Annotated in this window: 29 protein-coding genes and 1 riboswitch; of the genes, 4 read left to right on the top strand and 25 right to left on the bottom strand. The window is 35.5% G+C overall.

All coding sequences use genetic code 11. The features are described from left to right. Positions 1 to 18: 18 nt before the first annotated feature. The 5 genes from plsX to HYG86_RS17105 form a co-directional block, all read right to left on the bottom strand. A complete protein-coding gene (gene plsX, locus HYG86_RS17125; protein WP_213169355.1) occupies positions 19 to 1,017 on the bottom strand; it encodes a phosphate acyltransferase PlsX in 999 nt (332 codons plus the stop codon). A gap of 11 nt (positions 1,018 to 1,028) precedes the next feature. Further along, on the bottom strand, positions 1,029 to 1,595 hold the full coding sequence (gene fapR, locus HYG86_RS17120) for a transcription factor FapR (RefSeq protein WP_213166765.1): 567 nt from the start codon (positions 1,593 to 1,595) through the stop codon (positions 1,029 to 1,031). Positions 1,596 to 1,766: 171 nt separating this feature from the next. Then, on the bottom strand, positions 1,767 to 1,940 hold the full coding sequence (rpmF, locus tag HYG86_RS17115) for a 50S ribosomal protein L32 (RefSeq protein WP_213166764.1): 174 nt from the start codon (positions 1,938 to 1,940) through the stop codon (positions 1,767 to 1,769). Between the two features lie 31 nt (positions 1,941 to 1,971). Continuing rightward, a complete protein-coding gene (locus HYG86_RS17110; protein WP_213166763.1) occupies positions 1,972 to 2,493 on the bottom strand; it encodes a YceD family protein in 522 nt (173 codons plus the stop codon). Positions 2,494 to 2,563: 70 nt separating this feature from the next. Then, positions 2,564 to 3,757 carry an acetate/propionate family kinase gene (locus HYG86_RS17105; RefSeq protein ID WP_213166762.1) on the bottom strand — a complete coding sequence of 398 codons (1,194 nt, stop codon included), beginning with the start codon at positions 3,755 to 3,757 and terminating at the stop codon, positions 2,564 to 2,566. Positions 3,758 to 4,008: 251 nt separating this feature from the next. On the opposite strand from HYG86_RS17105, the gene HYG86_RS17100 reads away from it, so the two are divergent. Beyond that, a complete protein-coding gene (locus HYG86_RS17100; RefSeq protein WP_213166761.1) occupies positions 4,009 to 5,232 on the top strand; it encodes a nucleotidyltransferase in 1,224 nt (407 codons plus the stop codon). A 26-nt stretch (positions 5,233 to 5,258) separates the two neighbouring features. Here HYG86_RS17100 and HYG86_RS17095 read toward each other — a convergent pair whose 3' ends face one another. Further along, a complete protein-coding gene (locus HYG86_RS17095) occupies positions 5,259 to 6,254 on the bottom strand; it encodes a YlbL family protein (RefSeq protein WP_213166760.1) in 996 nt (331 codons plus the stop codon). Next, positions 6,232 to 7,032 (bottom strand): patatin-like phospholipase family protein, encoded by an 801-nt coding sequence (locus HYG86_RS17090; protein WP_213166759.1) that lies wholly within the window; start codon positions 7,030 to 7,032, stop codon positions 6,232 to 6,234. Before HYG86_RS17090 ends, HYG86_RS17095 begins: the two co-directional genes overlap by 23 nt. Positions 7,033 to 7,168: 136 nt before the next feature. Between HYG86_RS17090 and ylbJ the strand changes: the two genes are divergently transcribed. Beyond that, positions 7,169 to 8,392, top strand: coding sequence for a sporulation integral membrane protein YlbJ (gene ylbJ / locus HYG86_RS17085; protein ID WP_213166758.1), 1,224 nt, complete (start codon positions 7,169 to 7,171; stop codon positions 8,390 to 8,392). On the opposite strand, the gene coaD is transcribed toward ylbJ, so the two are convergent. From coaD to HYG86_RS17035, 10 genes are all read right to left on the bottom strand, one after another. Then, positions 8,382 to 8,861, bottom strand: coding sequence for a pantetheine-phosphate adenylyltransferase (gene coaD / locus HYG86_RS17080; protein WP_213166757.1), 480 nt, complete (start codon positions 8,859 to 8,861; stop codon positions 8,382 to 8,384). The genes ylbJ and coaD overlap by 11 nt on opposite strands. 5 nt (positions 8,862 to 8,866) lie before the next feature. Continuing rightward, the gene (rsmD, locus tag HYG86_RS17075; RefSeq protein ID WP_213166756.1) at positions 8,867 to 9,409 is read right to left on the bottom strand and encodes a 16S rRNA (guanine(966)-N(2))-methyltransferase RsmD; all 543 of its coding nucleotides are present in this window, start codon (positions 9,407 to 9,409) and stop codon (positions 8,867 to 8,869) included. A 328-nt stretch (positions 9,410 to 9,737) separates the two neighbouring features. Then, positions 9,738 to 10,001, bottom strand: a complete 264-nt coding sequence (locus HYG86_RS17070) for an alpha/beta-type small acid-soluble spore protein (RefSeq protein WP_343064144.1) — start codon at positions 9,999 to 10,001, stop codon at positions 9,738 to 9,740. A gap of 54 nt (positions 10,002 to 10,055) precedes the next feature. Beyond that, positions 10,056 to 10,280 (bottom strand): alpha/beta-type small acid-soluble spore protein, encoded by a 225-nt coding sequence (locus tag HYG86_RS17065; protein ID WP_213166755.1) that lies wholly within the window; start codon positions 10,278 to 10,280, stop codon positions 10,056 to 10,058. 157 nt (positions 10,281 to 10,437) lie between these two features. After that, positions 10,438 to 12,471, bottom strand: a complete 2,034-nt coding sequence (gene recG / locus HYG86_RS17060) for an ATP-dependent DNA helicase RecG (protein ID WP_213166754.1) — start codon at positions 12,469 to 12,471, stop codon at positions 10,438 to 10,440. Between the two features lies 1 nt (position 12,472). Next, positions 12,473 to 13,333: an L-serine ammonia-lyase, iron-sulfur-dependent, subunit alpha gene (sdaAA, locus tag HYG86_RS17055; protein WP_213166753.1), complete on the bottom strand. Its 861-nt coding sequence runs from the start codon at positions 13,331 to 13,333 to the stop codon at positions 12,473 to 12,475. Positions 13,334 to 13,344: 11 nt separating this feature from the next. Continuing rightward, a complete protein-coding gene (sdaAB, locus tag HYG86_RS17050) occupies positions 13,345 to 14,004 on the bottom strand; it encodes an L-serine ammonia-lyase, iron-sulfur-dependent subunit beta (RefSeq protein ID WP_213166752.1) in 660 nt (219 codons plus the stop codon). 22 nt (positions 14,005 to 14,026) lie between these two features. After that, positions 14,027 to 14,869, bottom strand: coding sequence for a DegV family protein (locus HYG86_RS17045; protein WP_213166751.1), 843 nt, complete (start codon positions 14,867 to 14,869; stop codon positions 14,027 to 14,029). 22 nt (positions 14,870 to 14,891) lie between these two features. Then, a complete protein-coding gene (locus HYG86_RS17040) occupies positions 14,892 to 16,514 on the bottom strand; it encodes a DAK2 domain-containing protein (protein ID WP_213166750.1) in 1,623 nt (540 codons plus the stop codon). Between the two features lie 15 nt (positions 16,515 to 16,529). Next, positions 16,530 to 16,886: an Asp23/Gls24 family envelope stress response protein gene (locus HYG86_RS17035; protein WP_213166749.1), complete on the bottom strand. Its 357-nt coding sequence runs from the start codon at positions 16,884 to 16,886 to the stop codon at positions 16,530 to 16,532. 230 nt (positions 16,887 to 17,116) lie between these two features. Here HYG86_RS17035 and rpmB point away from each other — a divergent pair, with 230 nt between their 5' ends. Next, positions 17,117 to 17,308, top strand: coding sequence for a 50S ribosomal protein L28 (rpmB, locus tag HYG86_RS17030; RefSeq protein ID WP_213166748.1), 192 nt, complete (start codon positions 17,117 to 17,119; stop codon positions 17,306 to 17,308). Between the two features lie 127 nt (positions 17,309 to 17,435). On the opposite strand, the gene HYG86_RS17025 is transcribed toward rpmB, so the two are convergent. The 4 genes from HYG86_RS17025 to thiT all read right to left on the bottom strand — a co-directional run bounded on the left by HYG86_RS17025 (position 17,436) and on the right by thiT (position 20,301). Further along, on the bottom strand, positions 17,436 to 17,600 hold the full coding sequence (locus HYG86_RS17025) for a hypothetical protein (protein WP_213166747.1): 165 nt from the start codon (positions 17,598 to 17,600) through the stop codon (positions 17,436 to 17,438). A 101-nt stretch (positions 17,601 to 17,701) separates the two neighbouring features. Then, complete coding sequence (gene yfcE, locus HYG86_RS17020; RefSeq protein ID WP_213166746.1) at positions 17,702 to 18,253, bottom strand: phosphodiesterase; 552 nt, start codon at positions 18,251 to 18,253, stop codon at positions 17,702 to 17,704. A gap of 96 nt (positions 18,254 to 18,349) precedes the next feature. After that, complete coding sequence (locus HYG86_RS17015) at positions 18,350 to 18,955, bottom strand: thiamine diphosphokinase (protein ID WP_213166745.1); 606 nt, start codon at positions 18,953 to 18,955, stop codon at positions 18,350 to 18,352. Positions 18,956 to 19,533: 578 nt separating this feature from the next. Beyond that, positions 19,534 to 20,301 carry an energy-coupled thiamine transporter ThiT gene (gene thiT, locus HYG86_RS17010; RefSeq protein ID WP_213166744.1) on the bottom strand — a complete coding sequence of 256 codons (768 nt, stop codon included), beginning with the start codon at positions 20,299 to 20,301 and terminating at the stop codon, positions 19,534 to 19,536. A gap of 77 nt (positions 20,302 to 20,378) precedes the next feature. Next, positions 20,379 to 20,487: riboswitch (TPP riboswitch) on the bottom strand. Between the two features lie 263 nt (positions 20,488 to 20,750). Between thiT and HYG86_RS17005 the strand changes: the two genes are divergently transcribed. Then, positions 20,751 to 22,493, top strand: a complete 1,743-nt coding sequence (locus tag HYG86_RS17005; protein WP_213165411.1) for an IS1634 family transposase — start codon at positions 20,751 to 20,753, stop codon at positions 22,491 to 22,493. Positions 22,494 to 22,711: 218 nt separating this feature from the next. On the opposite strand, the gene rpe is transcribed toward HYG86_RS17005, so the two are convergent. Genes rpe through HYG86_RS16985 form a run of 4 tightly spaced genes read right to left on the bottom strand, consistent with a single transcriptional unit; the run spans position 22,712 to position 26,825 of the window. Next, positions 22,712 to 23,353: a ribulose-phosphate 3-epimerase gene (gene rpe, locus HYG86_RS17000; protein WP_213166743.1), complete on the bottom strand. Its 642-nt coding sequence runs from the start codon at positions 23,351 to 23,353 to the stop codon at positions 22,712 to 22,714. Continuing rightward, positions 23,350 to 24,213, bottom strand: coding sequence for a ribosome small subunit-dependent GTPase A (gene rsgA / locus HYG86_RS16995; protein WP_281391332.1), 864 nt, complete (start codon positions 24,211 to 24,213; stop codon positions 23,350 to 23,352). The genes rpe and rsgA overlap by 4 nt, the downstream gene beginning before the upstream one ends. Positions 24,214 to 24,240: 27 nt before the next feature. Beyond that, positions 24,241 to 26,112, bottom strand: a complete 1,872-nt coding sequence (pknB, locus tag HYG86_RS16990; RefSeq protein WP_213166741.1) for a Stk1 family PASTA domain-containing Ser/Thr kinase — start codon at positions 26,110 to 26,112, stop codon at positions 24,241 to 24,243. Continuing rightward, positions 26,112 to 26,825 carry a Stp1/IreP family PP2C-type Ser/Thr phosphatase gene (locus HYG86_RS16985; RefSeq protein ID WP_213166740.1) on the bottom strand — a complete coding sequence of 238 codons (714 nt, stop codon included), beginning with the start codon at positions 26,823 to 26,825 and terminating at the stop codon, positions 26,112 to 26,114. Before HYG86_RS16985 ends, pknB begins: the two co-directional genes overlap by 1 nt. Positions 26,826 to 26,840 lie beyond the last annotated feature (15 nt).

Below are 26,840 nucleotides of genomic sequence, written 5' to 3'. Positions count from 1 at the left end.
TATATCTCTCCTTTTTTATTATATGCCTTTATTAAACTTCTTTAGCACTCCTTCTTTTACCATCCCCTTTCCTTGTTTTAAAATAGCATTTTTTATTGCCTTTGCATCTGAGGAGCCATGGCTCTTAACACATGCACCTTTAACACCTAAAAGTGGTGCTCCTCCGTGTTCTGAGTAGTCCATCTTTTTCTTAAAACCATTGAAAGCAGGTTTTAGGGTTAGAGCTCCTAGTTTTCTAAAAAATCCTGCTGTTAGCTCTTCTTTTAGGGTAGAAAAAATAGAAGATGCCAACCCTTCCATGAATTTAAGCATAACATTCCCCACAAAACCATCACAAACTATTACGTCAGCTGCACCCATGGGCACTTCCCTTGCTTCAACATTACCGATAAAGTTTATATCTGTTTCATTTTTCAGTAATTCATAGGCAGCTTTAGTTACTTCATTTCCTTTCCCTTCTTCAACTCCAATGTTTAATAGTCCTACCTTAGGTTTCTCTATCCTAAATACAGCTTCTGCGTAAATACTGCCCATTTTAGCATATTGAACTAAATTTTCACTAGTTGCATCCATATTTGCACCTATGTCTAATACGACTGTATGTCTACCACCTTGTGCTGGGAATATAGGAGCCAATGCTGGCCTAGAAATACCTTTGATTCGGCCTAAAACAAAGAATCCAGCAGCCATAAAGGCGCCTGTGTTTCCTGCAGTTACAACAGAGTCAGCTAAACCTGATTTTACTAAAGTGACAGCTTTAACCAATGAAGATTCTTTCTTGACTCTCACAGCTTCCACTGGTTTGTCATCATTTGTTATTACGTCCTGGGCATCAATTATCTCATACCTCCCAGAAATACCGGAAAAATTCTTTGATGCTATATGTTCTTCGATGGTTTCCTTAGGTCCTACAAAAAATATGTAAATTTCATTATCTTCCTTCAATGCATCAAGTCCACCGTCAATTATGGAATATGGAGCATTATCTCCACCCATAACATCCAAAGCTATTTTCACATTTTCCATTTTTATACCTCCCCTATAACCACCACTGTGAATTTACCTTGAAAAACAGTCTTACCTTCACTGGTAGTTTTTACTTCTACAGTAAATTTATCTCCTGATTGCTCTATAACATCTGCTACAGCCACAAGTCTTTCCCCTTCGTAAACGGGTTTCAAATATTTAACGTGGGCCTCTTTTGTCAGTGCTGTCCTAGCATCAATCACTGCAACTGCTAAAGAGTTAGCTTGCCCAAATATGTAATGGCCTCTGACAATCTGATTTTTTTGGAAGATCATTTGATCAGTTGTCTGCAATATTGAAATTGCTCTTTTCCCAAGGTCTATGGATAACAAATCGCCAATGAGTTCTTGCTGATCTATGGATTTAAGGTCTGAATATGCATCCTGAGCCATAGTTCTAGTTCTTTCCCTAAGTTCGGCAATGCCTAGTTCTAATCTATCAAGGCGTATTGTCTGAATGGAGACCTTAAAATTTTCTGCAAGTTTCTCATCTGTAAGAAATGGATTCTCTTCTATTATCTTCAAAAGGTCTTGATGACGCTGTTTTTTATTTTTATTACCCCTTGCCACAAGTATTCCCTCCCGTTAATAAAACCATGTACTAGTACCTACTAATAACAATTATAATTAAGAATGGTAAGATATGCAAGCAAATAATTACATTTTAATAAAATATTTAAGGCGTAACTGCATAACCCTCAAAAAGCATATAAAAAAAGCAGGGGAACCCCCCCACTTTTTTTATTTCGCAACTACTTGTTTACCTTTGTAATGACCACATTCTGGGCAAACTCTATGTGGTAATTTTGGTTGATGACATTGTGGACATGCCATACTTGATGGTAATTCTAGTTTCCAGTTAGCTCTTCTCTTAGCTTGACGAGCTTTGGAATGTCTTCTTTTAGGTACTGCCATTTATATCCACCTCCCTCAATAAACATCAAGGCTACTTTTTAAGTAGGTTCTTCAAAACTGCCATTCTAGGATCTATGTTTTCAAGATCACACGTACAGCTCCCTTTATTTAAGTCACATCCACAACCTGGACATAGACCTAAACAGTCCTCTTTGCAAACCACTTTAGAATCAATTGCAAATTCTATACCCTCTGCAATATAATCTAAAAGATTTAACTGCTCCTTCTCTAATACAATAATATCTTCGTCATCATGTTTTTGGTTTTTTCCAACTATAAATTTTTCAGACATATGGTAATCGACGTCTTTAATTATTTCTACTAAACATCTTCCACAATTTAATTTAAGTTTAGCTGATAGTTGGCCAAAAAGTTCAAATATACCATCAGAATTCTGAACAGTTAAGTCAGCCGTAACTGGACCATCTAATTTCACCCCTGGCAAATCCAGTGGTATATCAGTTTGATCTAATAAGAAACTATACTGTTTTTTCTGTTTTGGACATTTGTTGATATCCCCAAGATTGATTATTGGAGCAATATTTTCATTCACAAAATCACCCTCAATTTTATATCAGTATTACCCAAAAGTCAAGCATTTATTATCCTAGCAGAAATAACAGTTATTTTACGATACTTTGAGTATCCCTTGCAATCATTAATTCTTCATTTGTAGGAATTACTAATGCTTGAACCTTACTTCCATCTTTTGAGAAGTTAGTAGCTTTTCCACGTACTTTATTTTTAGCAGTGTCAATTTCAATACCTAAAAATTCAAAATCAGCTAACACAGTTTCTCTAGTTTCTGGAGAGTTTTCACCAAGACCTGCAGTAAATACAACTGCGTCAACTCCACCTAAAACAGCGGCGTATGCACCAATATATTTCTTGACCCTTTGAGCAAAAATATCTAAAGCAAGCTGAGCTCTTTCGTTACCTTGTCCTGCTGCGTTTTCGATATCCCTAAAGTCACTGCTAACACCTGATATTCCTAAAACACCTGATTTTTTGTTAAGGTAATCATTTACTCCATTTATATCTAATCCCTCTTTGTTCATAATAAAAGGAATTATTGCTGGATCTATATCTCCACATCTTGTTCCCATAACTAAACCTTCTAGAGGTGTAAAGCCCATGGAGGTGTCCACTGAAATTCCACCATCTATTGCCGCAACACTGGCACCATTGCCTAAGTGGCATGTTATAATTTTCAGGTCTGCAATATCTTTTCCAAGCATTTTAGCTGCTTCTTGAGCAACATATTTATGGGAAGTACCATGGAAACCATATCTTCTAACAGAGTGGTTTTCATAAGCCTCATATGGCAATCCGTAAAGGAAAGATTTCTTTGGCATAGTTTGATGGAAAGCTGTATCAAATACACCTACTTGTTTAACACCTGGTAGTACTTCAGCACAAGCTTCAATTCCCATAATGTTTGGTGGGTTATGTAGTGGTGCTAATTCAATACATTTGTTTAGTGCATTCATTACTGCGTCTGTAATTAAAACTGAACCTGCAAACTCTTCACCAGCATGAACAACGCGGTGACCAACTGCTTCAATCTCCTTAATATCTGATAGTACACCCAAGTTTGGATCTACCAAAGTGTCAATTACTAGACCTATAGCTATTTTATGGTTAGGAATCTCGTTTGGTAATTTGACTTTGTCCTCGTCACCTTTTTCATGTACTAAAAGGGAGCCATCAAGCCCAATCCTCTCTACTAAACCTTTTGCTAATACTTGCTCTCCATTCATATCAACTAATTGATATTTTAGAGATGAACTTCCACAATTTACAACTAAAATTTTCAAAACAGTTACCTCCTTTATAATTATAACAACAATCCCATTCTTATTTTAGACTTTATACAGTGGTTTTGCAAGGGTTTACAGATAAATTTATTTTATTATAACAACAAAAAAATCATAAACCCTACTATACTTATATTTTCATTTTCTATTATTTTAGTTAATAGTATTTTTTATGCTATAATTTAATCTAAAGAGTTTTTTTTAATATGTTTAGCTATTTTTTAGATAAAGCTGCTAATAGGGGGTAAGTTATGAAGAAAGTTTTAGGCATTATTATAGAATACAATCCATTTCACAATGGTCACTTTTATCACATACAAAAGGCTAAAGAAATTACCGGATGTGAATTTGTTGTTGGTGTTATGAGTGGTAATTTTGTACAACGGGGAGAGCCTTCAGTTGTAAACAAGTGGACTCGCAGCGTAATAGCATTAAACTGTGGTGTTGATGTAGTTATTGAATTACCTACTTGTTTTGCTATTCAAAGCGCTGAAGGTTTTGCTTTAGGAGCAGTGCATCTTTTGGCTAACAGTGGTATTGTTACTGATATAGTCTTTGGCTCAGAAGTTGGAGATGCTTCATCACTTATAGACACCGCCCGTGATCTTTTAGCTTTAGAGAAAGACCCGCAGAAAATAAGAGAACATCTTAAAACCGGCGTGAGTTATAACGAAGCATTAAGTAACCTTGTAAATAATCCAGACATCTTAAATGGTTCAAACAATATACTAGGTTTGGAATACATTAAAAACTTGATAAAGCATGATTTAAACTTAAAAGTTAGTACTATCAAAAGAATCAAAAATGATTACAATAACACCCAATTGCCAAACCATAACATAGCCAGTGCCACAGCACTAAGGCCATACATAAAAGCTAATGAACAAAACTTAGTTAAAATTTCTAAATACATGCCTAAAATAAGTATGGATATTCTAAGCAGATCTCTACGCTCTGTACAAAAACCAGGAAATATCAGTGATATGTCTAACTTTTTCTTCAACCTAATTTATCGCCAGGGGATTTCAGAGCTAAAAAAACTACATCGCATGGAAGTTGGCCTAGAAAATAGGTTCTTTAGTGCATGTAAACACAATGAAGATATAGACAGCTTTTTACTTTCAGTTAGTTCAAAGAGATATTCCAAAAGTCGTGTTTCAAGGTTGGCCATGCAGTTTATCTTAGGTTTAAATTCTGAGCTAATTGAAAAATCAAATCAACACCCTGGTAGTTACTTACGGATTCTGGGCTGTTCAGCTAGGGGCATTGATTTGTTAAAGGATATAAAAAAACATAGCAGTGTACCATACTCACTTAACTTCAATAAACTCATACAAGGGTTTAGCTATGGTAGTTTAGAAAAGGAGCTACTAGAGTTTGAGGTACGGGCTACTAACATTTATTCAAGTTTCTTTTACAAAAAGCATGTACAACAGCTGGAGTATTTACAAGAGGCTATTTTACTAAAAAATTAAGGGAGGGTGGAGTATTCCACCTTCCCTTAATTTTTATTGTTTAAGTAATCTATAACTTCTTTAAAGTGTGAGACCTTAACTACCTCTATCTGTGTGGCATATAAAACAGCTTCATCGAAATTCTCTTCAGGACAAAACAGTATACTTGCTCCTTCTTTTTCTGCAGCAAAAACTTTTTGTTTCATTCCACCAATAGGACCAATAGATCCATCCCACAAGATTTCCCCTGTACCGGCAATTTTTAAACCACCTGTTATATCACCTTCTGTAAGCCTGTTATATATTTCTAAAACAAACATCATGCCCGCTGAGGGACCACCTATATTACGGGTACTTATACTAATATCAATGGGAGAAGTTAAGTTTAATGCCTTATTACGGACCATTATACCCAAGGCTGGTGTCCCACGAACAGTTTCACTTTCACCAATGGGCACTAAAAGGGATAATTCCTCTTTTTCTCTTATGACTGTTATATTTACATTGCTCCCTATTTCATTTGTTCTTATATTATTTATAACTTGTTCATCAAAATAAACATTCTCATTGTTTATTTTTGTTATAAGGTCACCTTCTAGCAAGTAGCCATATGCACTACCCCTTTCGAGTACCTTTTCAACTAACACTCCCTCTGATGTAATATCCGCATCAATTTTAGCGTTAGTCAGAGCCACATACTTAGCCTTTAATTGGCTATTATTCATCATATCTATGGATAGTTGATAGTACTCATCTAAATCCATGTCTGGTGGTATGACGGCTTCCCTTTTTACTAAATCCACCTTTTGATTCATAGATGCAAACATGTACAGAAGGGGTGACGCCTTTTGTTGACTCACGGTCAATAAGTAAAGATCTCCTTCTTTAGGTGGAAATTCATCTATTTCTATAAGTTCTTCTATGAGAACTGCGGATCCTGGTTGTATAGTTAAATATCCAGTATCTAAAAAAACTAGTCCTAAAAGAAAAGAAACAATAACTAGCCCAATGAGTACTTTCTTAAATATTAATCTTGTTTTCATTATCCTCCCCCATTTCAATCAAACATTTAACTTTTTCAATTTCCCTTTCCATGGCCTCTACCCCAGCAAAAATTCCTTCGCTTACTTTGGTAAATTGCAAAGAACCAATTTCCTTCACATCAGGTTTTACAAGTACGTCAGCATCTACCGTCCGAAACTTCAGTACTTCTCGTTCCATAATGTCAAAGGTCTGTAACAAAACATCAAATATATTATTAACATTAATAGCTGGCTTAAATGTGTTAACATCAACAGCAATTACAATGTCTGCTCCCATTTGCCGAACTATGGATGAAGGTATTCTATCAGTAACTGCCCCATCAACAAGTAGCTTATTTAGATATTCAACAGGAGTAAAGATCCCAGGTATGCTTATACTAGCCCGGACACCTTTGTAAATGGGTCCCGTGTCTATGATTACCTTCTCACCATTTTCTATATCTGTGGCCACAACTTTAAGGGGTGTTTTACATTCTTCAAAGGTACATCCCTTGGTTAGTAGTCTAATAACCTCTTGTACCCTTTCACCTGAAACAAGACCCTTTCTAGGAATAGTCAAATCAACCCAAGAAGAAGTACTCAAATTGTGTGCTAGCTTTTCTAACATATTGGCTGGTATGCCTACGGCATATAAACTCCCTACCAATGCACCTATACTTGTTCCTGCAATATAATCAACCTTAATATTATGTTTTTCTAAAACTTTAAGCACACCTATATGGGCTAAACCTCTAGCAGAACCTGCACCTAAAGCAAGACCAACTTTTTTCCCTTTCATTATCACATCACCTACACATTTAAATTATGGGCCAAAAATAGTTTTTATTCTCAATCACCTAAAATAGTTAAGGCATACTTATCACTTAATCATAATATCATTAGAAGAGATGCTAAAATATAGGAGAGGATGTATAATGATTAAGAAGGATACTCTTATTTATTTAGGGGCTTTTAGTACAATATTCTTGGCAGTTTCTATGGTTTTATTCCCAGAAGACGCATTTAGTGCTGCAAAGGAAGGATTAAATCTGTGGTTTAATGTTGTTTTCCCTGCTCTACTCCCTTTTTTTATAGCTGCAGAGTTGCTAATTGGCATGGGAGTTGTTCATTTTATGGGTGTGTTGTTAGAGCCTATAATGAGACCTGTATTTAATGTTCCAGGGTCTGGCTCATTCGTTATGGCTGTGGGTTTAGCTTCAGGTTTCCCCATTGGATCCATTCTAACTGGTAGATTACGCCGGCAAAATTTATGTAATAAAACAGAGGGTGAAAGATTAATGTCATTTGCAAATACTGCTGATCCTCTGTTCATGTTCGGTGCTGTGGCAGTTGGGATGTTTTCTAGGGTTGAATATGGAGTTTTGATAGCCGCTGCCCATTATTTATCTTGTATTACCGTGGGTATAGTAATGGCGTTTTATAAAAGAAATGACCGTTCTGACTATACGGAAAAATCATCTAGGAAACAGAACATCTTACTTAGAGCCCTTATTAGCTTAAAAAAGGCAAAAGAAGACGATGGCAGACCCATTGGTCAGCTTATGGGTGATGCTGTAAAAAATGCCATTAACACTATGCTGACAATTGGCGGTTTTATAATAATATTCTCTGTTTTAATTAAAATATTGATCAAAGTTGGTTTTATAGGTTTAATAGCAAGTGGCTTACTTAAATTTCTAGCACCTCTAGGTGTTACCTTTGATTTAATTGTTGCGTACATAAGTGGAATTTTCGAGGTTGATATTGGTAGCCAGCAGGCTGCCTTAGCCGACGTTTCAGCCCTATCCCAATTAGTTGCTGTAAGTTTTATAATTGCCTTTAGTGGAATTTCTGTCATTGCACAGGTTGCTAGCATGGTCAGTGATACTGATCTAAGTATCAAGCCCTTTATATGTGCGAGAGTACTACACGGTGTATTAGCCGCAATTTACACCTTCTTGCTAGTGAAATTCGGTATTATAAACGTTCTTCCCCAAGCAGTTCCTGCTTTTTTAAGTCAGCAACCTAATCTTTCTCTAGCTTTTATTATGACAAGGATGACCTTGATTTTTATTCCCATTATATTATGCCTAGCAATAGTTGTACTTATATTTGTGTATAAGTCAATTAAACTCGTTTGGTTCTCCGTTAAAGGTTAAATTTTTCCGCTAATAGGGGCAACACTTCAGGGGGAACTAAATCATCAATATCCCCTTTTAGGTTTGCTATCTCTTTAACAAGGCTTGAACTGAGGTAGGAGTACTTAGTGTTAGTCATCATAAATAATGTTTCGATATGGTCTCCTAACTTTTTGTTTATGGAGGCCATTTGAAATTCATATTCAAAATCGGAAACTGCCCGTAGACCTTTAATTATTACATTCGCTTTTTGCTCAGTACAATATTCTACTAGTAGTCCATTAAAAGTACTAACCCTAACGTTGGGAAATTGATCTATAACTCTTTTTATAATTTCTATTCTTACTTCTATGGAAAAAAGCGGTTCTTTACTAGAGTTTGTAGCAACTGCAACGATAACTTCGTCAAAAATCTCACTAGCCCTTTTTATAATATCTAAGTGACCATTTGTTATTGGATCAAAGCTTCCTGGATAAACTGCCTTAGCCACATAAATCAACTCCTTGATAATATTGTTATTTTGGTGTCCCCATAGCTCTTTTCTGCTTTAAGTACAAAGTAATCCTCACTAAATTTAACGGATTCTTTAGAATCTGTTTCCACAACAATTAGTCCGCCCTCATTTAATAAGTCCTCATCTGTTACCATATCAATGGTCCTTTGAGCAATACCTTTATTATAAGGTGGATCAATAAGAAATAAGTCAAACCTTTCATTATCTAATATGGAAAAAACATTTCCTTTTACTAATTTTGATTTATTGCCATAAGAGGTCTTTTCTATGTTTTCATGTATAGTTTTATAAGACTGACTATTTTGCTCAACAAATAAGCAAAATTCACCACCTCGACTTAAAAACTCGATTCCAAGGCCACCACTGCCTGCAAAACAATCAATGGCTTTTTTACCATTAAAATTCATGTTATTGCTAATCATATTAAAAATTGAACCTTTGATTTTATCTGAGGTTGGTCTCGTATTACTTCCTTTGGGCGCTTTTAATGGAAACCCTTTTTTTTCTCCAGCTATAACACGCATTTTTCATCACCTGACCTTACTTGGTAATTTTAACATAATAGTACTTTACCAGCAAATTGGTCATTTAGCAATTTTTTATATTTTTTTGTATAAAATCTCAAATATTAGACAAGATATATAATGAACCGGAGATGCAGCAAGGATTCAATCCCCAAACACACCAATCTTTGCAGCAAAAAATTAACCATTTCCCCATAACTCTTCCTCCGGTTTCTCCTCTCCCAGACCGGCGGCCCCCACCGCCGGTATTTTTTTATATTAATTAAATAATCAAAAAGGATGCTTCGAAAAGCATCCTTTGATTTATATGGTTTTTTATATTTTGTTGTTATCTTTGTGGGTTATTGGTGTTAGCCATTTGAGATTCAACCATCTCGATCATTCTCTTAACCATTTGACCACCAATTTGACCTACTTCATAAGGAGACATGTTGGCATAACCAACAGATTGGATTTTTTGGGTTAATCCAAGCTCAGAAGCGATTTCATTTTTTAGGTTATCTAGAGCTTGCTCAGCTTGAGGAACTAATATTTGTTGCTCAGAGAAACCTTGTTGTCTTTCAGTTTGGTTAGCATTGTTAATAGTATCCACTATTTAGGCACCTCCTATTGTTTATTATATTTCTTTAATTTAAATTAGCTTAAATTAGAATTTTTTACCTTGAAGTTGTTGTTCAGCGTCTTGAATCATTCTTTTAACCATTTGACCACCGATTTGACCTACTTCTCTGGTAGTAAGGTTGTTCCACCCACCAGTTTGAATTTGGTTAGCTAAACCTAATTCAGAAGCAACTTCGTATTTGTAGCGATCTAGTACCTGCTCAGCTTGAGGAACCACAGTGCGTCTATTACGTCTACTACGTCTTGCCATTTGTGTTTCACCTCCTTTTTGCTGTTGTATTTCTAGTATTACACGTTTGATTTCCTTATATGCTAGAAGGTATTTCCTGTAGAGGAAACTTCATGAACTGGATGCAAAATGAATAAAATAAGAAAAAAGGAAATCCCTTATTTTAGGATTCCCTTTTTTAATTTAAGTAATTGTGGTAAAAATCGCTTATCTTGCTAAATATATGAGCATATCTTTCATCTTGTAATTTAGATATCAAAAACTCAGCAGCCTCTTTTCCTTTACTTACTTGGCTTAAGTCATTTAATAAATTGAAATACTTAAACTCAGGTAATCCGTGTTGCCTTATCCCAAAAAATTCTCCTGGACCCCTTAGTTTAAGATCTTCTTCTGAAATTCTAAAGCCGTCTGTTGTTGATGTCATAATACCCATTCTTTTTTTTGCAGTCTCGCTGTTTGAGTGACAAATTAAGATACAATAACTTTGTAAAGAGCTACGTCCCACCCTACCCCTTAACTGATGCAATTGAGCAAGACCGAATTTCTCTGCATTTTCTATGACAATAACCGTGGCATTAGGGACATCGACACCTACCTCAACTACGGTGGTTGAAACTAGCATATTAAAGTATCCTTCTTTAAATTTGAGCATTGCCTGATCTTTTTCTTCTTGTTTCATTTGACCGTGTAGAAGTCCAACCTTGTATTTGTCAAAAATTTTACTAACATTACTGTGATAAGTTATGGCACTTTCCCCAGTTACCTTTTCAGATTCTTCAATAAGTGGACATATAATATAGCCCTGCTTACCTTGCTTTAGTTCTTTGATTATAAACTCATATACTTTTTCCCTAGATTGAGGCGACACACTGTATGTCAAAATAGGTTTTCTGCCCATGGGCATCTGTTTAATCATAGAAACATCTAAATCACCGTATAAGACCTGTGAAAGGGTTCTAGGTATGGGTGTGGCAGACATTACAAGTACATCAGGGTGTTTACCTTTTGCTCGAAGGGCTGCCCTTTGCTTTACCCCAAACCTGTGCTGCTCATCTGTAACTATCAGAGATAGATTTTTATACTCTACATTTTGCTGGAGGACAGCATGGGTACCAATAACAACTTGACTTTCTCCCCCTTGGATCTTCATATATATTTTTTCTTTATCCTTAGTGGATGAAGTAAGAATCACAACTTCAATTTTATGTTCTTTAAAAATCGGGTATAAGTTCTTATAATGCTGTTCTGCCAGTATTTCTGTTGGTGCGAGCAATACACCCTGACCACCACTTAAAGCTGCCACTAGCAGGGCTACAGTGGCTACTATGGTTTTACCACTTCCCACATCCCCTTGAACAAGTCTATTCATAGATCTTTGACTGCCCATATCCCTTAAAATATCTCCTATAACTTTTTTCTGATCATCTGTAAGGGAAAACTTAAGATTGTTTATAAAGCCTTCAACAGTCCTATTATCTATGTATTGTTGTATACCTATTTCGTTATGGGCCAATTGCTTTGAATATAACATTGCAGTTTGAAAAACAGTCAACTCTTCGAAAATAAATCTGTTTTTACATTTATGCCAGTGTTGTTCACTGACAGGCAAATGAATACCCCTAATACTCTCAGACAGTGAGTGTAGTCCAAACCTTAATCTAAATTCTTCTGGTAAAGAATCATCTATATTTTTAATTGTGGTTAGTGCAGCAAAAATTGTTTGCCTTATTATTTTTTGGCTTAGTTCTTCTGTTGAGTTATAAACAGGAACATATTTACTCTCAGGAGTTTTTTCATTTATTGCTACAGATTTTGAACTAGGGAATTTAAGGTCTGATACAGTTATTTGCTTGTACTGATTATTATAAACACCTTCAATGGCAACAAAACTATTAACTTTAAGTTTATTTAATAGATACGGGCGGTTAAATATTACTATTTTAACCCGCCCGTTTCCTGTTGATATGGTTGTATTTATAAAGCTTAGATTGTTCCGAACTTTTTTTAAAAAGGGAGTCTCCACTATTTGTCCTTCAAGGGATACTTTTTCTTTATCTTGTAAGTTTGTAAGGGAATTAGCGTTTGTTATCCTTTGTAAATCCCTAGGTATAAAAAACAACAAATCTTCCACTGTTTCAACCCCAAGTTTTTTGAAAAGTTTTGCCCTTTGGGGACCTACACCTTTTAAAAACTGAATATCCCTTTTCAACATTTTAGTTTCCTCCCAGCTTTTCCTCAATATTTCTCGCTGTAGGAGTATTAGCAAGCCCTGCCATAGATGTTTCCTTTAACTCCACAGGCATCATCTCTCCCACTTCTGCCATGGCTACAATAACTTCATCTGCAGGAATTACACTCCTAACACCTGCTAAAGCCATGTCAGAAGCCATCATTGCCATGGTAGCACAACCACCATTTCTTTTGATGCAAGGCACTTCTACTAGCCCTGCCACGGGGTCACATACTAAACCCATTATATTTTTAAGTGATATGGCCACTGCGTGTAACATATCTTCAAGGGAACCACCTAACAGTTCAACTACAGCTGCTGCCGCCATGGCTGCTGCACTGCCACATTCAGCCTGACATCCCCCTTCAGCACCTGCTACAGTCCCCTTTTTAGCTATTATGGTTCCTACAGAAGCAGCTGTAAAAAGAGCTTTGACAATATTTTCATCTTCTATATCTCTCTCTTCTGAAATAGCAAGTAAAACACCTGGTAAAATCCCACAAGATCCAGCAGTAGGTGTTGCTACAATCTTACCCATAGATGCATTGACTTCAGCCATGGCCATAGCATAAGCTACTGCTTTCATTGATGTAGTACCTAATAATCCTTTGTTATTGTTATAATATTTTCTAGCGTCTCCTCCAGTTAAACCAGATACTGATTTAACGTCAGGCGATAGTCCCTTTTTAATCCCGTCTTTCATAATTTGCCAGTATTGTTCCATTTGAGCAATAACTTCTTCTACACTCTTATCAGCGCGCTTAGCTTCTACTTCTATGATAATATCTGAAACCTTGCATTTTTTCGTATTTGCCTGAGTAACTATCTCTAGTAGTGTATCCACAAGTACTCCCCCTAAATAGGTTTAATAAAAGAAACTTTTATGACTTCTTCTAGGTTTTTAATGTTTTCGATGCAATTAGGAGAAACTTCATGATCAGTTTCTAGAACCATCAGTGCACTGACACCTTTTTCTTCTCGTATAACACGCATATATGCTATATTAGCTTTGTCTTCTGCCACCTTGCCAGTTATCTTAGAAATTATTCCATACTTGTCCCTATGTGGGATAATCAAAGTAAAGAATGTCCCAGGTAACTTAACTTTAAAGTTGTCGATTTCAGTTACTATAATATTACCCCCACCAATAGAAACTCCAACAACCCGAATTCTTTCACCTTTTACAGTTTGTATATGAAATTCTACTGTATTAGGGTGATACCCTTTCTTATTGCTTTCGATAAAGCGGTAGGTTATCTGACGTTCCCTCGCGATACTGAAAGAGTTTTTTATTCTTTCGTCATCAGCACTAAAGCCAAGAAGGCCTGCAATTAATGCGAGATCAGTGCCATGGCCTTTATAGGTCTTTGCAAATGATCCATATAAAAAAATGTCACAGTGTACAATTTCGTCATTGGCTATGGTTTTAGCCATTTTTCCCAATCTGACTGCGCCAGCAGTATGTGAACTAGAAGGCCCGATCATCACCGGGCCTATAATATCAAATACACTCATTTTCCTGGACCTCCTATTACGTCTATACTGGGTATACTATTATACCTACTGAACCTAAACCTATATTAGCACCAACTACCGAGCTAGTTTCGGAAATTATTAGTTCATCATATGAAACTGAGTCCGATAGCAAATCCCTAAGCTTTATGGCATCTTCTAAGTTGTCACAATGTGTTATTGCAATCTTATATCTTTTATCTTGTTCTAACCCAGAAATTGCTAAATTCAGAAGGGAGTTTATTGCTTTTAATTTATTCCTATGGCCTTCTACTAATGAAAATGTTCCTTGGTCTTGGTTAAAGGTAAATATCTTAAAGTTATCCTTATCTTCATCATCTAACTGAACATTTAAAAGTGTGCTGAAGAGCTGATCACTCTCACTTAGTAGAAATCCATTTATTTGTTCTCTTTTTTTATTAATAATATTAATGATTTCTTCTTTTCCATAACCTTCTTTGCATGCTTTCCCTGCTTCAACTACAAGTGCTCCTAAGGCCATGGATGCTAGTTTCGAGTCAATTACAGTTATGTCATAGCCCTCTCCTAACATGGTAGTAGCAATACTTGCAGATGAAACTGTACCACTGAGCTTTGATGATATGTGGATTGAAATAATTATATTATATTCTTTCCCCAACTCTTGGTATAATTCCATAAATTCTGCCGGAGAAGGTTGGCTTGTGCTAATATCTTTACAGCCCTCTTTACTTTTTCTACAGTATTCATCTATGGAGAAATCCACACCATCTTTATAGGCTACTGAACCAACTTGTATCTTAAGTGGTATGATATGAACATTTAGTTCTTCAGCTAAGCCTAAAGGTAGATCTGCTGTACTGTCTGTTACAATAACGATATTACCCATTTTCATCCCCCTCTTTAGGGTGTTATTCTACAGAAATGAGGTAGTAGTAAAGTGGCTGACCGCCAGAATGAAGTTCAACTTCTACATGATCAAATTTTTCTGAAATTATTTCTACTAGTTGCTCACCTTGTTCTGTAGTTACTTCTACACCACTAAATAAAGTAACTATTTCACTATCATCATTAATAAGTTTTTCTAAAAGTTCAAGGGTAGTGTCAGTAACATTTTCACCTATAACCTCTATTTTGTTTTCAGCTATACCTAAAATGTTACCTTCTTTTATATCTAGATTATCATACTTAGAATCACGAACAGCGAAAGTAACTTGACCTGATTTAACGGAAGAAATTGCATCTTGCATAACTGAGTGTAGTTGTTCAAGATCAATACCCTCACTTTGATAGTTTAAAAGTGCCGCAATACCCTGAGGAATAGTTTTGCTCCTAACTACCTTCACAGGTATAGGGGCAATTTTTTCAGCCTGTTCAGCGGCTAAAATAATGTTACTGTTATTTGGTAATAATATTATACTTTTTGCGTTCACCTTTTCAATAGCTTTCAAGAAATCTTCGGTGGAAGGGTTCATTGTCTGTCCACCTTCTATCACATGATCTACTCCCATGCTCATCATGATATTTTTAAGTCCTTCACCTGACGCCACGGCCACAACTCCAACATCTTTTTGTGGACCTTTTATCTCTTCTTTATCTTTACCAAAGTTTTCACTTTGAATAAGCATATTGTCTATTTTTATTCCCTGAAGATTTCCTAAACCAACACCATATTCAAGGGCCTTACCTGGATTATTTGTATGAACATGTACCTTGACCATTTCATCTGTACCCACAGAAAGAAGTGAATCACTTAGTCCAAACTTAATTAAATCATCCCTTACTTTGTCAGGATCTAAGTTATTACCTGTTATTATAAATTCAGTGCAATACGCAAACTCAATATCCTTAGGGTCAGTTGGATGTTCATCCACAAAGCTTTCAAAGTTCTCATCAGTTTTAGTATAGGTAATCTCTTCACCTTTAAGATATTTAAGCCAACCTTCGTAAATCACTAATAATCCTTTACCACCTGCATCAACTACTCCCGCTTGTTTTAGTACAGGAAGCATTTCCGGTGTTTGCTTAAGGGTCTTTTCACCCTGTTCTAGAGCTTTCTCAATAACTTCTACTAGGTTACCACCCTTTTGTGCCTCTATAAGTGCTGCCTTTGCAGCCCCCTTAGATACAGTTAAAATAGTCCCCTCTACAGGCTTGAGAACAGCCTTATATGCAGTTTTAACACCCTCATTTAGACCATTTGCAAAGTCTACTGGTGTAAAAGTATCTTTTTTTTCTAAAACCTTAGAAAATCCTCTGAATAGCTGGGATAAGATTACACCTGAGTTTCCCCTTGCACCCATAAGAGAACCTAAGGATAAAGCCTTTACCATACTGCTAGCTTTATTGTCTGTAACTTTTTTAACTTCGTTGACAGCAGATGTCATTGTAAGGTTCATATTAGTACCAGTATCCCCATCGGGCACTGGAAAAACATTGAGGCTGTCAACTTCAGATTTATGCATGCCTAATGAATGGCCACCTGCTATTAACAACTCTTTGAGCAAGTTTCCATCTATCACGTTTAAGTTCATTAAATTTTTCCTCCTCTAACTGTTAATTACCTTTACTCCTTGAACATTGACATTTACATGTCCCACACTTAGTCCTGTTATATTCTCAACTGTATATCTTACTTTGTCAATAATATTATAGGCGACCTCATTTATTTTAGTTCCGTAACTAACAACTATGTAAAGGTCTATGATAACTTCACCATCAACAGTTTTAATCTCAACGCCTTTATTAAGGTTTTCCCTTCCTAATAACTCTGTAAACCCATCTTTCACATTATTTCTAGAGTACATTCCTATTAATCCGTAGCATTCAACAGCCGCTACGCCTGCGATGGTGGCTATAACATCTTTATGAATAGATACATTACCGAGCCCTGTTGTAAATTCCATAAATAATACCTCCTTAGTTTTAAAATCTAGCTTTCTATTATTTTACTACATTTATACAAAAAATAAAAGAAAATCCTAATATTCCTATGTAACTTGCTATTTATACATGTAATTTGTATAATATAAAGGATGATAAACATCTTTATTTTACAAAATATAAATGTTATCCCTTGCCATCTAAAAATTTGTATGCTAAAATATTCATGTTGTATAAAGGAGGTGGATTCTAAATGGCTAAAAAGTGTGTGGTTTGTGAAAAAGTTAGCCGTACAGGCTTACAAGTGAGCCATTCTAACATAAAAACTAAGAGACGCTGGTCTCCTAATCTTCAAAGAGTTAAAGCAATCGTTGATGGTACACCTCAAAGGGTAAGCATTTGTACCCGTTGTCTAAAAGCTGGTAAAATCCAAAGAGCTCTTTAATCAGAGTATAAAAAGCGCACAATTGTGCGCTTTTTATTTTTTACCAAAAACCTTCATAACCCCTTTTACCATTGCACTAAGAAATTTAGGTAACTTGTATGCGTAAATTTTCAAGGTCACCCCTCCCTCATGAGTTGAATAACAGCCAACCTGAAACCAATAAACCAAAACCCAAAAACATCCACCATAGGTAACTTGGCACTATATCTATAAGGATATAAGCTCCTGCCACTGCTAAAATTAAACCTATAATTTTTCTAGCATTTAAGGAAAACTTATTTCTCCTACCCATAATCCTCCCTCCTATTCTAAATTATATTCTAAAAGTCGAAAAATGTGCAAAAATAACAAAAAAAGAACTTAACAAAAGTTCTTTTTTGTTATTTATTTATGTTACTTCATGGCGTATTGTTGAACTTTATCTTTTGTGAATAGATCTATAATTTCAATGCCTTCTGGATATATCATGGCTATTGTGGGCCCATCCCCTTTAGGTAGTGATGGGGACCCAGGGTTTAAGAATATTGTAGACCCTTCTTTATAGACTTCGGGTATATGGGTATGACCGGTTATAAAAATATCTATCCCGTATTTTTGGGCTAATTTCACTTTTTCTTGATAATTTAGTGTATGGCCGTGGTGTGAGAGTATTTTTTTCCCTTGAACAATCAGTATGGTATATGGGTTTTGCAAAGGGTGATCTAGTACCATTTGATCTACTTCAGCATCACAGTTCCCTTTGCTAAAAACAATAGGTGTTTGTAAAGAATTAATTCTCTGGGCTAAAAGGGCAGGGTTATAGCCTTCTACTATAGGATTTCTTGGCCCATGATATAATACATCACCACAGTGAATAATCAGATCAACATCTGTAAAAAACTCCTCTATTACTCTGTCCCATACTGTCACTACACCATGGGTATCACTAATAACACCAATTTTCATAATTATTCACACCTCTCACATAACTTATGTATATTTTTTCCTTAATACCTGCCAATATCAAATATTGAAAGCATAGCAGCTATTATCTTATTTAATTTAGTCTTTATTAATAATCACAGCTCCCATACCCTGATGTAACTCTACGTGAAGGGTTTGATCTTTGATTATATTACTTAGAGTTAAGGATTGATACATATCACATTCTTTTTCCTTTAAAGGGTAGCTTGCACCTTTTATAGTCACACTTATTGGTGTCAAGGGGAAAACAGAAAATGTCCTTCCTTTATGACCTGAGATGGTTATCTCCTTAGGTATAAAATAAATAGTTTCCGTTATTGTATCTGCTATATATGTATTATAACTTATATGGTCCTTTAGCACAAAAAAGTTAAATAGTTGATGGTCAACTCTTCCACCAGTAAGTCCATATATAATTATTTTTTTGTTACGGTAGTTTTCTGTTAAATACTCAAGGGTAAGTTCGAAATCACTTTTGCTTTTTTTCGCGGGAAATCTTAATACATCTATTTCGTGGTAATTTCCCTGTACTGAATCTAAGTCACCAATAATCTGCTCAGCTTTTAAATCTCTTGGGATTTTGTCTAAACCACCATCTACAGCTATGACTTTCTCAACTACTTCTCCATTTATTAATTTACTATCAACTTGAACCTCTCCATTTAAAAATACCAAAATGGCCATAATCTCTTCACCTTGCTTTCATACAAATTATACCATCTACATAATTTTTTTCAACAATAAAATGGATACCAATCTTACAACAGTATAAATGCAGGGTATATTTTAATGATTAAACATATGGCAATTCGCAGTTAGCAGTTAGCAGTTAGCAGTTAGCAGTTAGCAGTTAGCAGTTAGCAGTTAGCAGTTAGCTTTACGGTAAGAATTATCTCCTTAAAGACCCAGCATGTTGCAGTAGTACGACGTTTCCGTTTAGCTCTTGACCCAGCATGTTTACCTATTAGACATGTTTCTGTTAAACTAAGGTTTAAAATATACCCACAGTAGAAAACATACCAAGGTAAAAAATTAGACCAAACCAAAAAAATAAAGACCCAGCATGTAGCAATAAGTCGACGTTTCTGTAGCCATTTAAATTTAAACATACTGACACTTATAACACCGATTTTAAAAGAGATTTGAAAGCTAAATTCAAAAGACTTTTTCTTAGCACAGATAGTTAAAAATAATTATCTTCACGGCTGATTTAAAATCACAAACTATAAGGCGCCCTTGTTGGGCGCCTTATAGTTTATGGATTAGTTCAAAAAGTAGTTTATAATAAGGTATCCCAATATAACTACTACTTGAGTATTTATCAGAATTATTAAGGGAGTATTGTTTTGCTCTTTGGTCATCTTCATCAAGCTAAGTAGTAGTGTTACAACCCATGCAAAAACTGTTACTATCTGTGCTATAAGTTGATATATTTCACTATCAAATCTACCTGTAAATGCAGTTAGTGTTAAAAGGGGTACCGCAAAGGCTAATGCAACAATACTTTCAAATTTTGTATCTTGAACTGGCATATTTTTTAGTCTCTGTACTACTAAAGGTGTAATTAAAATAACTAGAACTATCTCAGGAATCATATAAGTAGCATTATAGCCAAGTGAATAAATTACGGGATGCATTCCATCGGGAGCATATTCAGCAAAGAATATAAACCCAGCTAGGAAGTGGGAGAAAAATCTTAAAAATCCAGCTAAAATAATACCAACAATATAGTTATTTCTAAAAAGTCCTGCAAACCCTATTACAGCAAATGCTAAGATGTAATCCAAAAATATTTGGGCATAGTGAGCAAACCAAAAATCTGGACCAAGCATTTTCAATAAACCAAAAGCTACACCTGCTATTATACCTGGTTTAAAACCCCACCTTAATGCAATTAAAAAAATTGGAATCATTTGAAGTGATACAGATCCCCCTTGTGGCATTTTACCCACACGAAAATAACTTAGGATAAATGCTAAAGCAAGCATAATTCCCGTTTCTACAACTATTTTTGTTTGATTTCTATTCATGAAAATCCTCCTTTATATTTTGTCAAAACAAAAAACCGTTTTTCCACAAAAGGGAAAGACGGCTAATTTAGCATATTTATATACTAAACCGACTTCCCTACGCTGGTGTTAACCAGATCAGGTTCAAAGGGTCAGATAATCATATCATCTTCTCAGCTATTTAAAATAGCTCCCCTAGTGGCTTTATGTTTTAACTTTTTCTATCTTTAATTATATACTATGGAGAAAATTTTACAATAGATTTCATGGTTTTTAGGTTATTTTTAAAAACAATTAGCTTTAGAAATTTACTGTCAATTTTCTCGGGTCTTTGACAGTTGAATAGATGAAAAGTTCTTGTAAGCCTTAATATAGGCTTATTTTTTTGTCAAACTTTACATATTTTTAGTGCACAATGTTTAACAATGTGTTATGATATAAGTAGTTGTTTGTAAGGGTGGTGTAAAAAAATGAGACTACAAATTGTTAGTTCAAAAAATGCCGCATCTTTATATGTGGTTAAGTCTATTTACGAAAATGGAAAGCGCTCTTCTAAAGTTGTTGAAAAGCTCGGTACCGTTGCTGATTTAGAAAAAAAATTAATCGACCAAGATCCCATAGAATGGGCAAAAAATTACGTAGAAGAACTTAACAAAAAAGAAAAGGAAGAAAAAAGGGAAGTTCTTGTAAAGTACTCCCCCTCAAAACTTATTGATAAAGGTGAACCACGCTTGTTTAACGGCGGTTACCTATTCCTGCAAAAAATATATCATGATCTTGGGCTACACAAGATTTGTATGGAAATATCACAAAAATATAAGTTTGATTTTGATTTAGACTCGATTCTTTCCAGGCTTATTTACGGTAGAATTATCTTCCCTTCTTCAAAACTTGCTACATATGAGCTTTCTAAAAAGTTTATAGAACAACCCAAATATGATTTGCATCAAATATACAGAGCTCTTGAAATTCTTGCTAAGGAGACAGACTTTATCCAGTCCTCCTTGTACAAAAATAGCTTGAAGGTCTCCAAAAGAAATACCGGCGTTCTTTACTATGATTGCACCAATTACTTTTTTGAAATAGAGCAGGGAGATGGTATAAAGCAGTATGGTCCGTCAAAAGAACACAGACCAAACCCGATAGTCCAAATGGGGCTATTCATGGACGGGGATGGCATTCCTCTGGCTTTTAGCATTAACAGGGGGAATATGAATGAGCAACTGACTCTAAAACCATTGGAAAAGAAAATCGTTTCTGATTTTGAGCTTTCTAAATTTATCGTGTGCACAGATGCTGGGTTGGCTTCAGAAGCTAATCGAAAGTTTAACGACAAGGATGGTCGAGCTTTTATTACCACACAATCTATTAAAAAATTAAAAGCACACCTGAAGAAATGGGCTCTTGATCCTGATGGCTGGAAACTTCCAGGCAGCAAAAAAAACTATGATATTTCTGAACTCGATGAAATGATAGATAAGGCTACTCCTGAAGATAAAGCAAAAATAAGTGCAAAGGTCTATTTCAAAGAACGTTGGATCAAAGAAAATGGCTTTGAACAAAGATTGATTGTAACTTATTCGATCAAATACAGGGATTATCAGCGCAAAATCCGCAACTCACAAATAGAACGTGCTCAAAAGACTATAGATACAAACCCGACAAAAATCAAGAAATGTAATGCTAACGATTACAAAAGATTTATTCATAAAACGAGCTATACTCCTGATGGTGAAATTGCAAAGAAAGAAATATACAGCATTGATCAAGCTATCATCCAAAAAGAAGAAGCTTTTGATGGTTTTTATGGAGTTTGTACAAATCTTGAGGATGATGTACCTGAAATAATTAAGGTAAATCACAGGAGATGGGAAATCGAGGAATGCTTTAGGATTATGAAAAGTGAATTCAAAGCAAGACCTGTATTCTTAAAAAAAGATGACCGTATTGAAGCACATTTCAGCACATGCTTTATATCTTTAGTCATCTATAGAATGCTAGAAAAGCGACTTAAAGAGGAATTTACCTGTCATGAAATTATTAGTGAATTAAGAGATATGAATTTCAAAGAAATTAAGGGAGAAGGATATGAGCCCTTATATACTAGAACCGATTTTACCGATGCTTTACATGAAGCCTTTGACTTTCGCACAGACTACCAAATTGTAACAAAAAGCAAGATGAAAAAGATTCTAAAAGATACAAAGAAGTAAAAAACATTATTCACTTTTTTGACAAAAATTAAAGCCTACAAACCCTTTATTTTCAAGGGATTACAGGCTTTTTTTAATCATCAAGTGTCAAACGTGGGATTATATACTATGGAGAAAATTTTACAATAGATTTCATGGTTTTTAGGTTATTTTTAAAAACAATTAGCTTTAGAAATTTACTGTCAATTTTCTTAAATAATAGAGATGCAAAAGCGCCCTTAAGGGCGCTTTAGTAATTGTATTGCTTCCTTTGGATTTTGGTGTTTAAGGATATATGATCCCGCAACTAAGACAGTAGCTCCCTTTCTTACTAGCTTAGGAGCATTGTCTGAGTTAACGCCTCCATCTACCTGAATTTTTATATTAGTTCCCTTAATCATATTAGTTAAATCTTCTAGCTTTTGGTAAGTTGCTTCAATAAACTGTTGTCCACCAAAGCCTGGGTTTACAGACATCAATAAAATCATATCGAGCTTGTCTAACACGTACCTAACCACATTAATGTCAGTTGCAGGGTTCAGTACAACCCCAGCCTTAACATCATATGATTTTATAAGCTGCAAAGTCCTATCTAGATGGTTGGTAGCCTCAGCATGTACTGTAATATAGTCAGCACCAGCCTTGCAAAAGTCCTCAATATATCTTTCTGGCTTTTCTATCATTAAATGTACATCCAAAGTAAGGTTTGTCACTTTTCTCAATGATTCTACAACCCCAGGCCCGAAGTTTATGTTAGGGACAAATGCTCCATCCATAACATCAATATGGAGCCAATCTGCCCCACTTGTTTCCAACATTTTTACATCTGCTTCTAAGTTTAGTATATCGGCTGCTAAAAGTGATGGAGCTATAATAGTCATCGATATTTTCCTCCATTTTCTCTTACTTCTTGTAACAACAAGAGATAATTTTTATAGCGTTCTTTACTTAGTTCGCCTGATTTAACTGCGTCTTTAACTCCGCATAGCTCTTCATTTTCATGTGCACATGACACAAATTGACAATTGTTAAATTTATTAAAATCAGGAAAGTATTTGGCTAATTCATACTCAGATATACCTTCTAGCTCCAGGGAAGTAAAGCCTGGAGTATCTACAACGAAGCCATCTTCTATAACTTCTAAAAGCTCACAATGGGTAGTTGTATGCTTACCCCTTTTTGTTTTAATACTCACATCTCCAACATTTAGCTTAAAATTAGGGTTAATGGTATTAATAAGTGTAGATTTCCCTACTCCAGATGGTCCAGATAGGGTAGATAACTTTCCTGCTAAAACATCTTTTATATCTTCAATCCCTCTATTTAGCTTATTTGATAGACCAATTATATTATAGTCTGTGTTAGAATATCTCCCAACTACTTTATTGAAATTATTTCTATCATCTAAGTCAGTTTTAGTAATACAGATTGTAACAAATAATTTGTTCTTTTCTGCCAACACTGTCAGCCTATCCATTAATAAAAAATCTGGTTCAGGGCTTGTAGCTGCAAAAACCACCATAAGTTGATCTATATTTGCAACACTTGGTCTTACAAGACAGTTTTTTCGGGGCAGTATTATTTCAATAACCCCCTGGCCATTGCCAATGGCCTGAATTTCTACTAAGTCACCCACCACAGGCTTAATATTATTTTTCTTAAATTTCCCTCTGGCTCTACATTCAAATACTGGCTCATTAGGAACTTTAACATAATAAAAGCCACTCAATGCTTTTACAATTATTCCTTTTATGAAAATACCTCCCCTTTAGTTAACTGAAACGGTCTCAATAAGATTATTATCTCTATAAACCCTGATCTCTCCTTGACCATAATACTTAACATTAATGGTGATATCTCCCTCTAACGGATCAACTATCTCTTGATAGAAAGTTTTCTCACCACCTAAATCAGTTGAGACAATTATTTTAAGTTCATAGTTTTCTTGAACAGCTGAATTATTAACTTTTAATGTTTTAGACTTTTCAGCTACAGGTTTTACAGTTAAGTCCAAGGAAGTACCCGGCTGAATCTCCGTTTGATTTTGATGTGAGTGCCTTACAACAACACCTGTAGGAGCATTCCCTTGTTCCTCTTCCCATTGAACAAATCTCACTGATACATTTATATTTCTTAAAGCTTCTGTTGCTTGCTCAATTGTAAGACCTACTAGCCTTGGAATCTCAACTAGTCTAGGGCCTGAGCTTATATACACCGTAACAGTTTCCCCTTTAAGTAAATTACCACCTAGTGGTGTTTGGCGAGTAACTTTACCGGCTTCGATACTTTCACTGTGCTCATTTGCAAAACTAACCTCTAAGCCTACCTGCTCGATATTAAGCCTAGCTTGCCTTTCGTCTAACCCCAATACTTCTGGTACTGAAACATACTCTGGACCACCACTTAGTGTCAGCTGTATTTCTCTACCCCTTTTGACTTTGTTATTGGGAATAGGGCTTTGATAAACCACATAATTCGAAGGGATGCTGGCATGAAATACTTCTTCAGCTAACGTGTAATTTAGACCATGTTCTTTTAATATTTCAATTGCTTCCCTAAGGGGTAAACCTTCAACATTGGGCACTGTAACGTCAGGCACATGTAATAAACTTCTTATTCCAAAAAAACCCAGTATGCCAATGGCTAATAGCCCGATAACCAATGCTGCAATTATAGCAGGTTTTTTCATTTTTTTTGGTTTAGTTGTTTCATCTTTTTTATCATCATTTTTATTGAAGACCCTAGTACCAGAGTCTGCTCCAAATATTTGAGTATGTTGTGAATTATCTTCTAAAGAAAACTCAACATCGACTTTACCTAATTTAAGCCAAGTACTAATATCGTCATTTAGCTCATTTACACTATTGTATCTACTATCTTTATTTTTTTGCAGGCATTTTTCAACAATATCTGCAATATCATCAGGAATATCCTCTTTAATTTCCCTAATGGGCTTAACATTTTCTTGGATATGTTTAATGGCAATGGAAATAGGACTTTCCCCATCAAAAGGAAGTTGCCCAGTTAGCATCTCATACATTACTATACCTAAAGAATAAATATCTGATTGTTCACCTGTATAGTTTCCTTTAGCTTGTTCTGGAGAAAAATAATGAACAGACCCCATTATAGACCCTGTGTTTTGGGCAGTAACAGTGTTGGATGTAATGGCCTTAGCTATCCCGAAATCTGTTACCTTTACCTTTTTGGATTGCGTAAGCAATATATTATGAGGTTTGATATCCCTATGAATTATGGAGTTTTCATGGGCATGAGAAAGTGCGTCTGCAACTTCGCTGGCAATTGCTAAGGCTTCCCGAGGCTCTATGAATCCTTTACTTGTTATGAATTCTTTAAGAGTCATGCCGTCAACATATTCCATGACAATATAATAGTTTGATTTTTCTTGGCCTACATCATAAACTCCTACAATGTTTGGATGTGAGAGGCTTGCAGAGGCTTGAGCTTCCCTTCTAAACCTCTTAACAAACTCTTCATCGTGGGCGAACTGGGGACGCAAAACTTTTACGGCCACTATACGGTTTAGCAGTGTACATCTAGCTTTATATACTAAAGCCATACCCCCACCACCAATTTTTTCTATTATTTGATATCTATTGGCAAGTTTTCGTCCTATCATCAGTTCACCTCCTCAATCATTGCTATAATCATTGTTATATTATCAGTGGCTCCTCTTTCCAAGGCTTTTTCTAATAGAGCTTCTGCGGAATCTTCTACAGTATTTTCCTGTAGCACCTGAGATATTTCATCGTTGGTTACTAAATTGGTCAACCCATCTGTACATAATAAAATGATATCATTGGGCTCTAGTTTTTGACTCAAAGACTGGATTTCAACATCAGGGGATGTTCCCAATGCTTGAGTAAGTATATTTTTTTGGGGATGATTTTCAGCCTCTTCTTGAGTAATCTGCCCATTATCTAGGAGTCCTTGTACAAATGAGTGATCTGTGGTTAGCTGGCACAGTTCATTATCCCTGAGAACATAAGCCCTGCTATCCCCCACATGTCCAAGGTTTAACACCCCATTACGGACTAGAGCTACAGTTAGAGTTGTTCCCATACCCTTGCAAGTTTCATTTTTCTCACTAAATTGGTAAATCTCTTCGTTTACCTGGGCGATGGATGTTTTCAATTGAATAATTTCACTATTAATAAGCTTTTCCTTCAATAATGATACTGCCAGTTTACTAGCATGTTCACCGCAATTATGACCACCCATACCATCGGCAATTATTAAGTATGTACCTAAGGAACTTTCTCCGTAACACAAAGAGTCTTGATTATTTTCCCGAACTAAACCAGTATGGGTTTTGGCAGCAATTCTCACCACAAATCCTCTCCTATC

Source organism: Alkalicella caledoniensis, from assembly GCF_014467015.1.
GTDB classification, from domain to species: Bacteria; Bacillota; Proteinivoracia; order Proteinivoracales; family Proteinivoracaceae; genus Alkalicella; species Alkalicella caledoniensis.
This window is presented reverse-complemented; position numbering and strand designations above follow the sequence as displayed.

Coding starts and splice junctions, on each gene's coding strand:
- rpmF (WP_213166764.1), bottom strand. CDS start 1,940: ATGGCAGTACCTAAAAGAAGACATTCCAAAGCTCGTCAAGCTAAGAGA.
- HYG86_RS17100 (WP_213166761.1), top strand. CDS start 4,009: ATGAAGAAAGTTTTAGGCATTATTATAGAATACAATCCATTTCACAAT.
- HYG86_RS17095 (WP_213166760.1), bottom strand. CDS start 6,254: ATGAAAACAAGATTAATATTTAAGAAAGTACTCATTGGGCTAGTTATT.
- HYG86_RS17090 (WP_213166759.1), bottom strand. CDS start 7,032: ATGAAAGGGAAAAAAGTTGGTCTTGCTTTAGGTGCAGGTTCTGCTAGA.
- ylbJ (WP_213166758.1), top strand. CDS start 7,169: ATGATTAAGAAGGATACTCTTATTTATTTAGGGGCTTTTAGTACAATA.
- rsmD (WP_213166756.1), bottom strand. CDS start 9,409: ATGCGTGTTATAGCTGGAGAAAAAAAAGGGTTTCCATTAAAAGCGCCC.
- HYG86_RS17065 (WP_213166755.1), bottom strand. CDS start 10,280: ATGGCAAGACGTAGTAGACGTAATAGACGCACTGTGGTTCCTCAAGCT.
- recG (WP_213166754.1), bottom strand. CDS start 12,471: ATGTTGAAAAGGGATATTCAGTTTTTAAAAGGTGTAGGTCCCCAAAGG.
- sdaAB (WP_213166752.1), bottom strand. CDS start 14,004: ATGAGTGTATTTGATATTATAGGCCCGGTGATGATCGGGCCTTCTAGT.
- HYG86_RS17045 (WP_213166751.1), bottom strand. CDS start 14,869: ATGGGTAATATCGTTATTGTAACAGACAGTACAGCAGATCTACCTTTA.
- HYG86_RS17040 (WP_213166750.1), bottom strand. CDS start 16,514: ATGAACTTAAACGTGATAGATGGAAACTTGCTCAAAGAGTTGTTAATA.
- HYG86_RS17035 (WP_213166749.1), bottom strand. CDS start 16,886: ATGGAATTTACAACAGGGCTCGGTAATGTATCTATTCATAAAGATGTT.
- rpmB (WP_213166748.1), top strand. CDS start 17,117: ATGGCTAAAAAGTGTGTGGTTTGTGAAAAAGTTAGCCGTACAGGCTTA.
- HYG86_RS17025 (WP_213166747.1), bottom strand. CDS start 17,600: ATGGGTAGGAGAAATAAGTTTTCCTTAAATGCTAGAAAAATTATAGGT.
- yfcE (WP_213166746.1), bottom strand. CDS start 18,253: ATGAAAATTGGTGTTATTAGTGATACCCATGGTGTAGTGACAGTATGG.
- HYG86_RS17015 (WP_213166745.1), bottom strand. CDS start 18,955: ATGGCCATTTTGGTATTTTTAAATGGAGAGGTTCAAGTTGATAGTAAA.
- thiT (WP_213166744.1), bottom strand. CDS start 20,301: ATGAATAGAAATCAAACAAAAATAGTTGTAGAAACGGGAATTATGCTT.
- HYG86_RS17005 (WP_213165411.1), top strand. CDS start 20,751: ATGAGACTACAAATTGTTAGTTCAAAAAATGCCGCATCTTTATATGTG.
- rpe (WP_213166743.1), bottom strand. CDS start 23,353: ATGACTATTATAGCTCCATCACTTTTAGCAGCCGATATACTAAACTTA.
- pknB (WP_213166741.1), bottom strand. CDS start 26,112: ATGATAGGACGAAAACTTGCCAATAGATATCAAATAATAGAAAAAATT.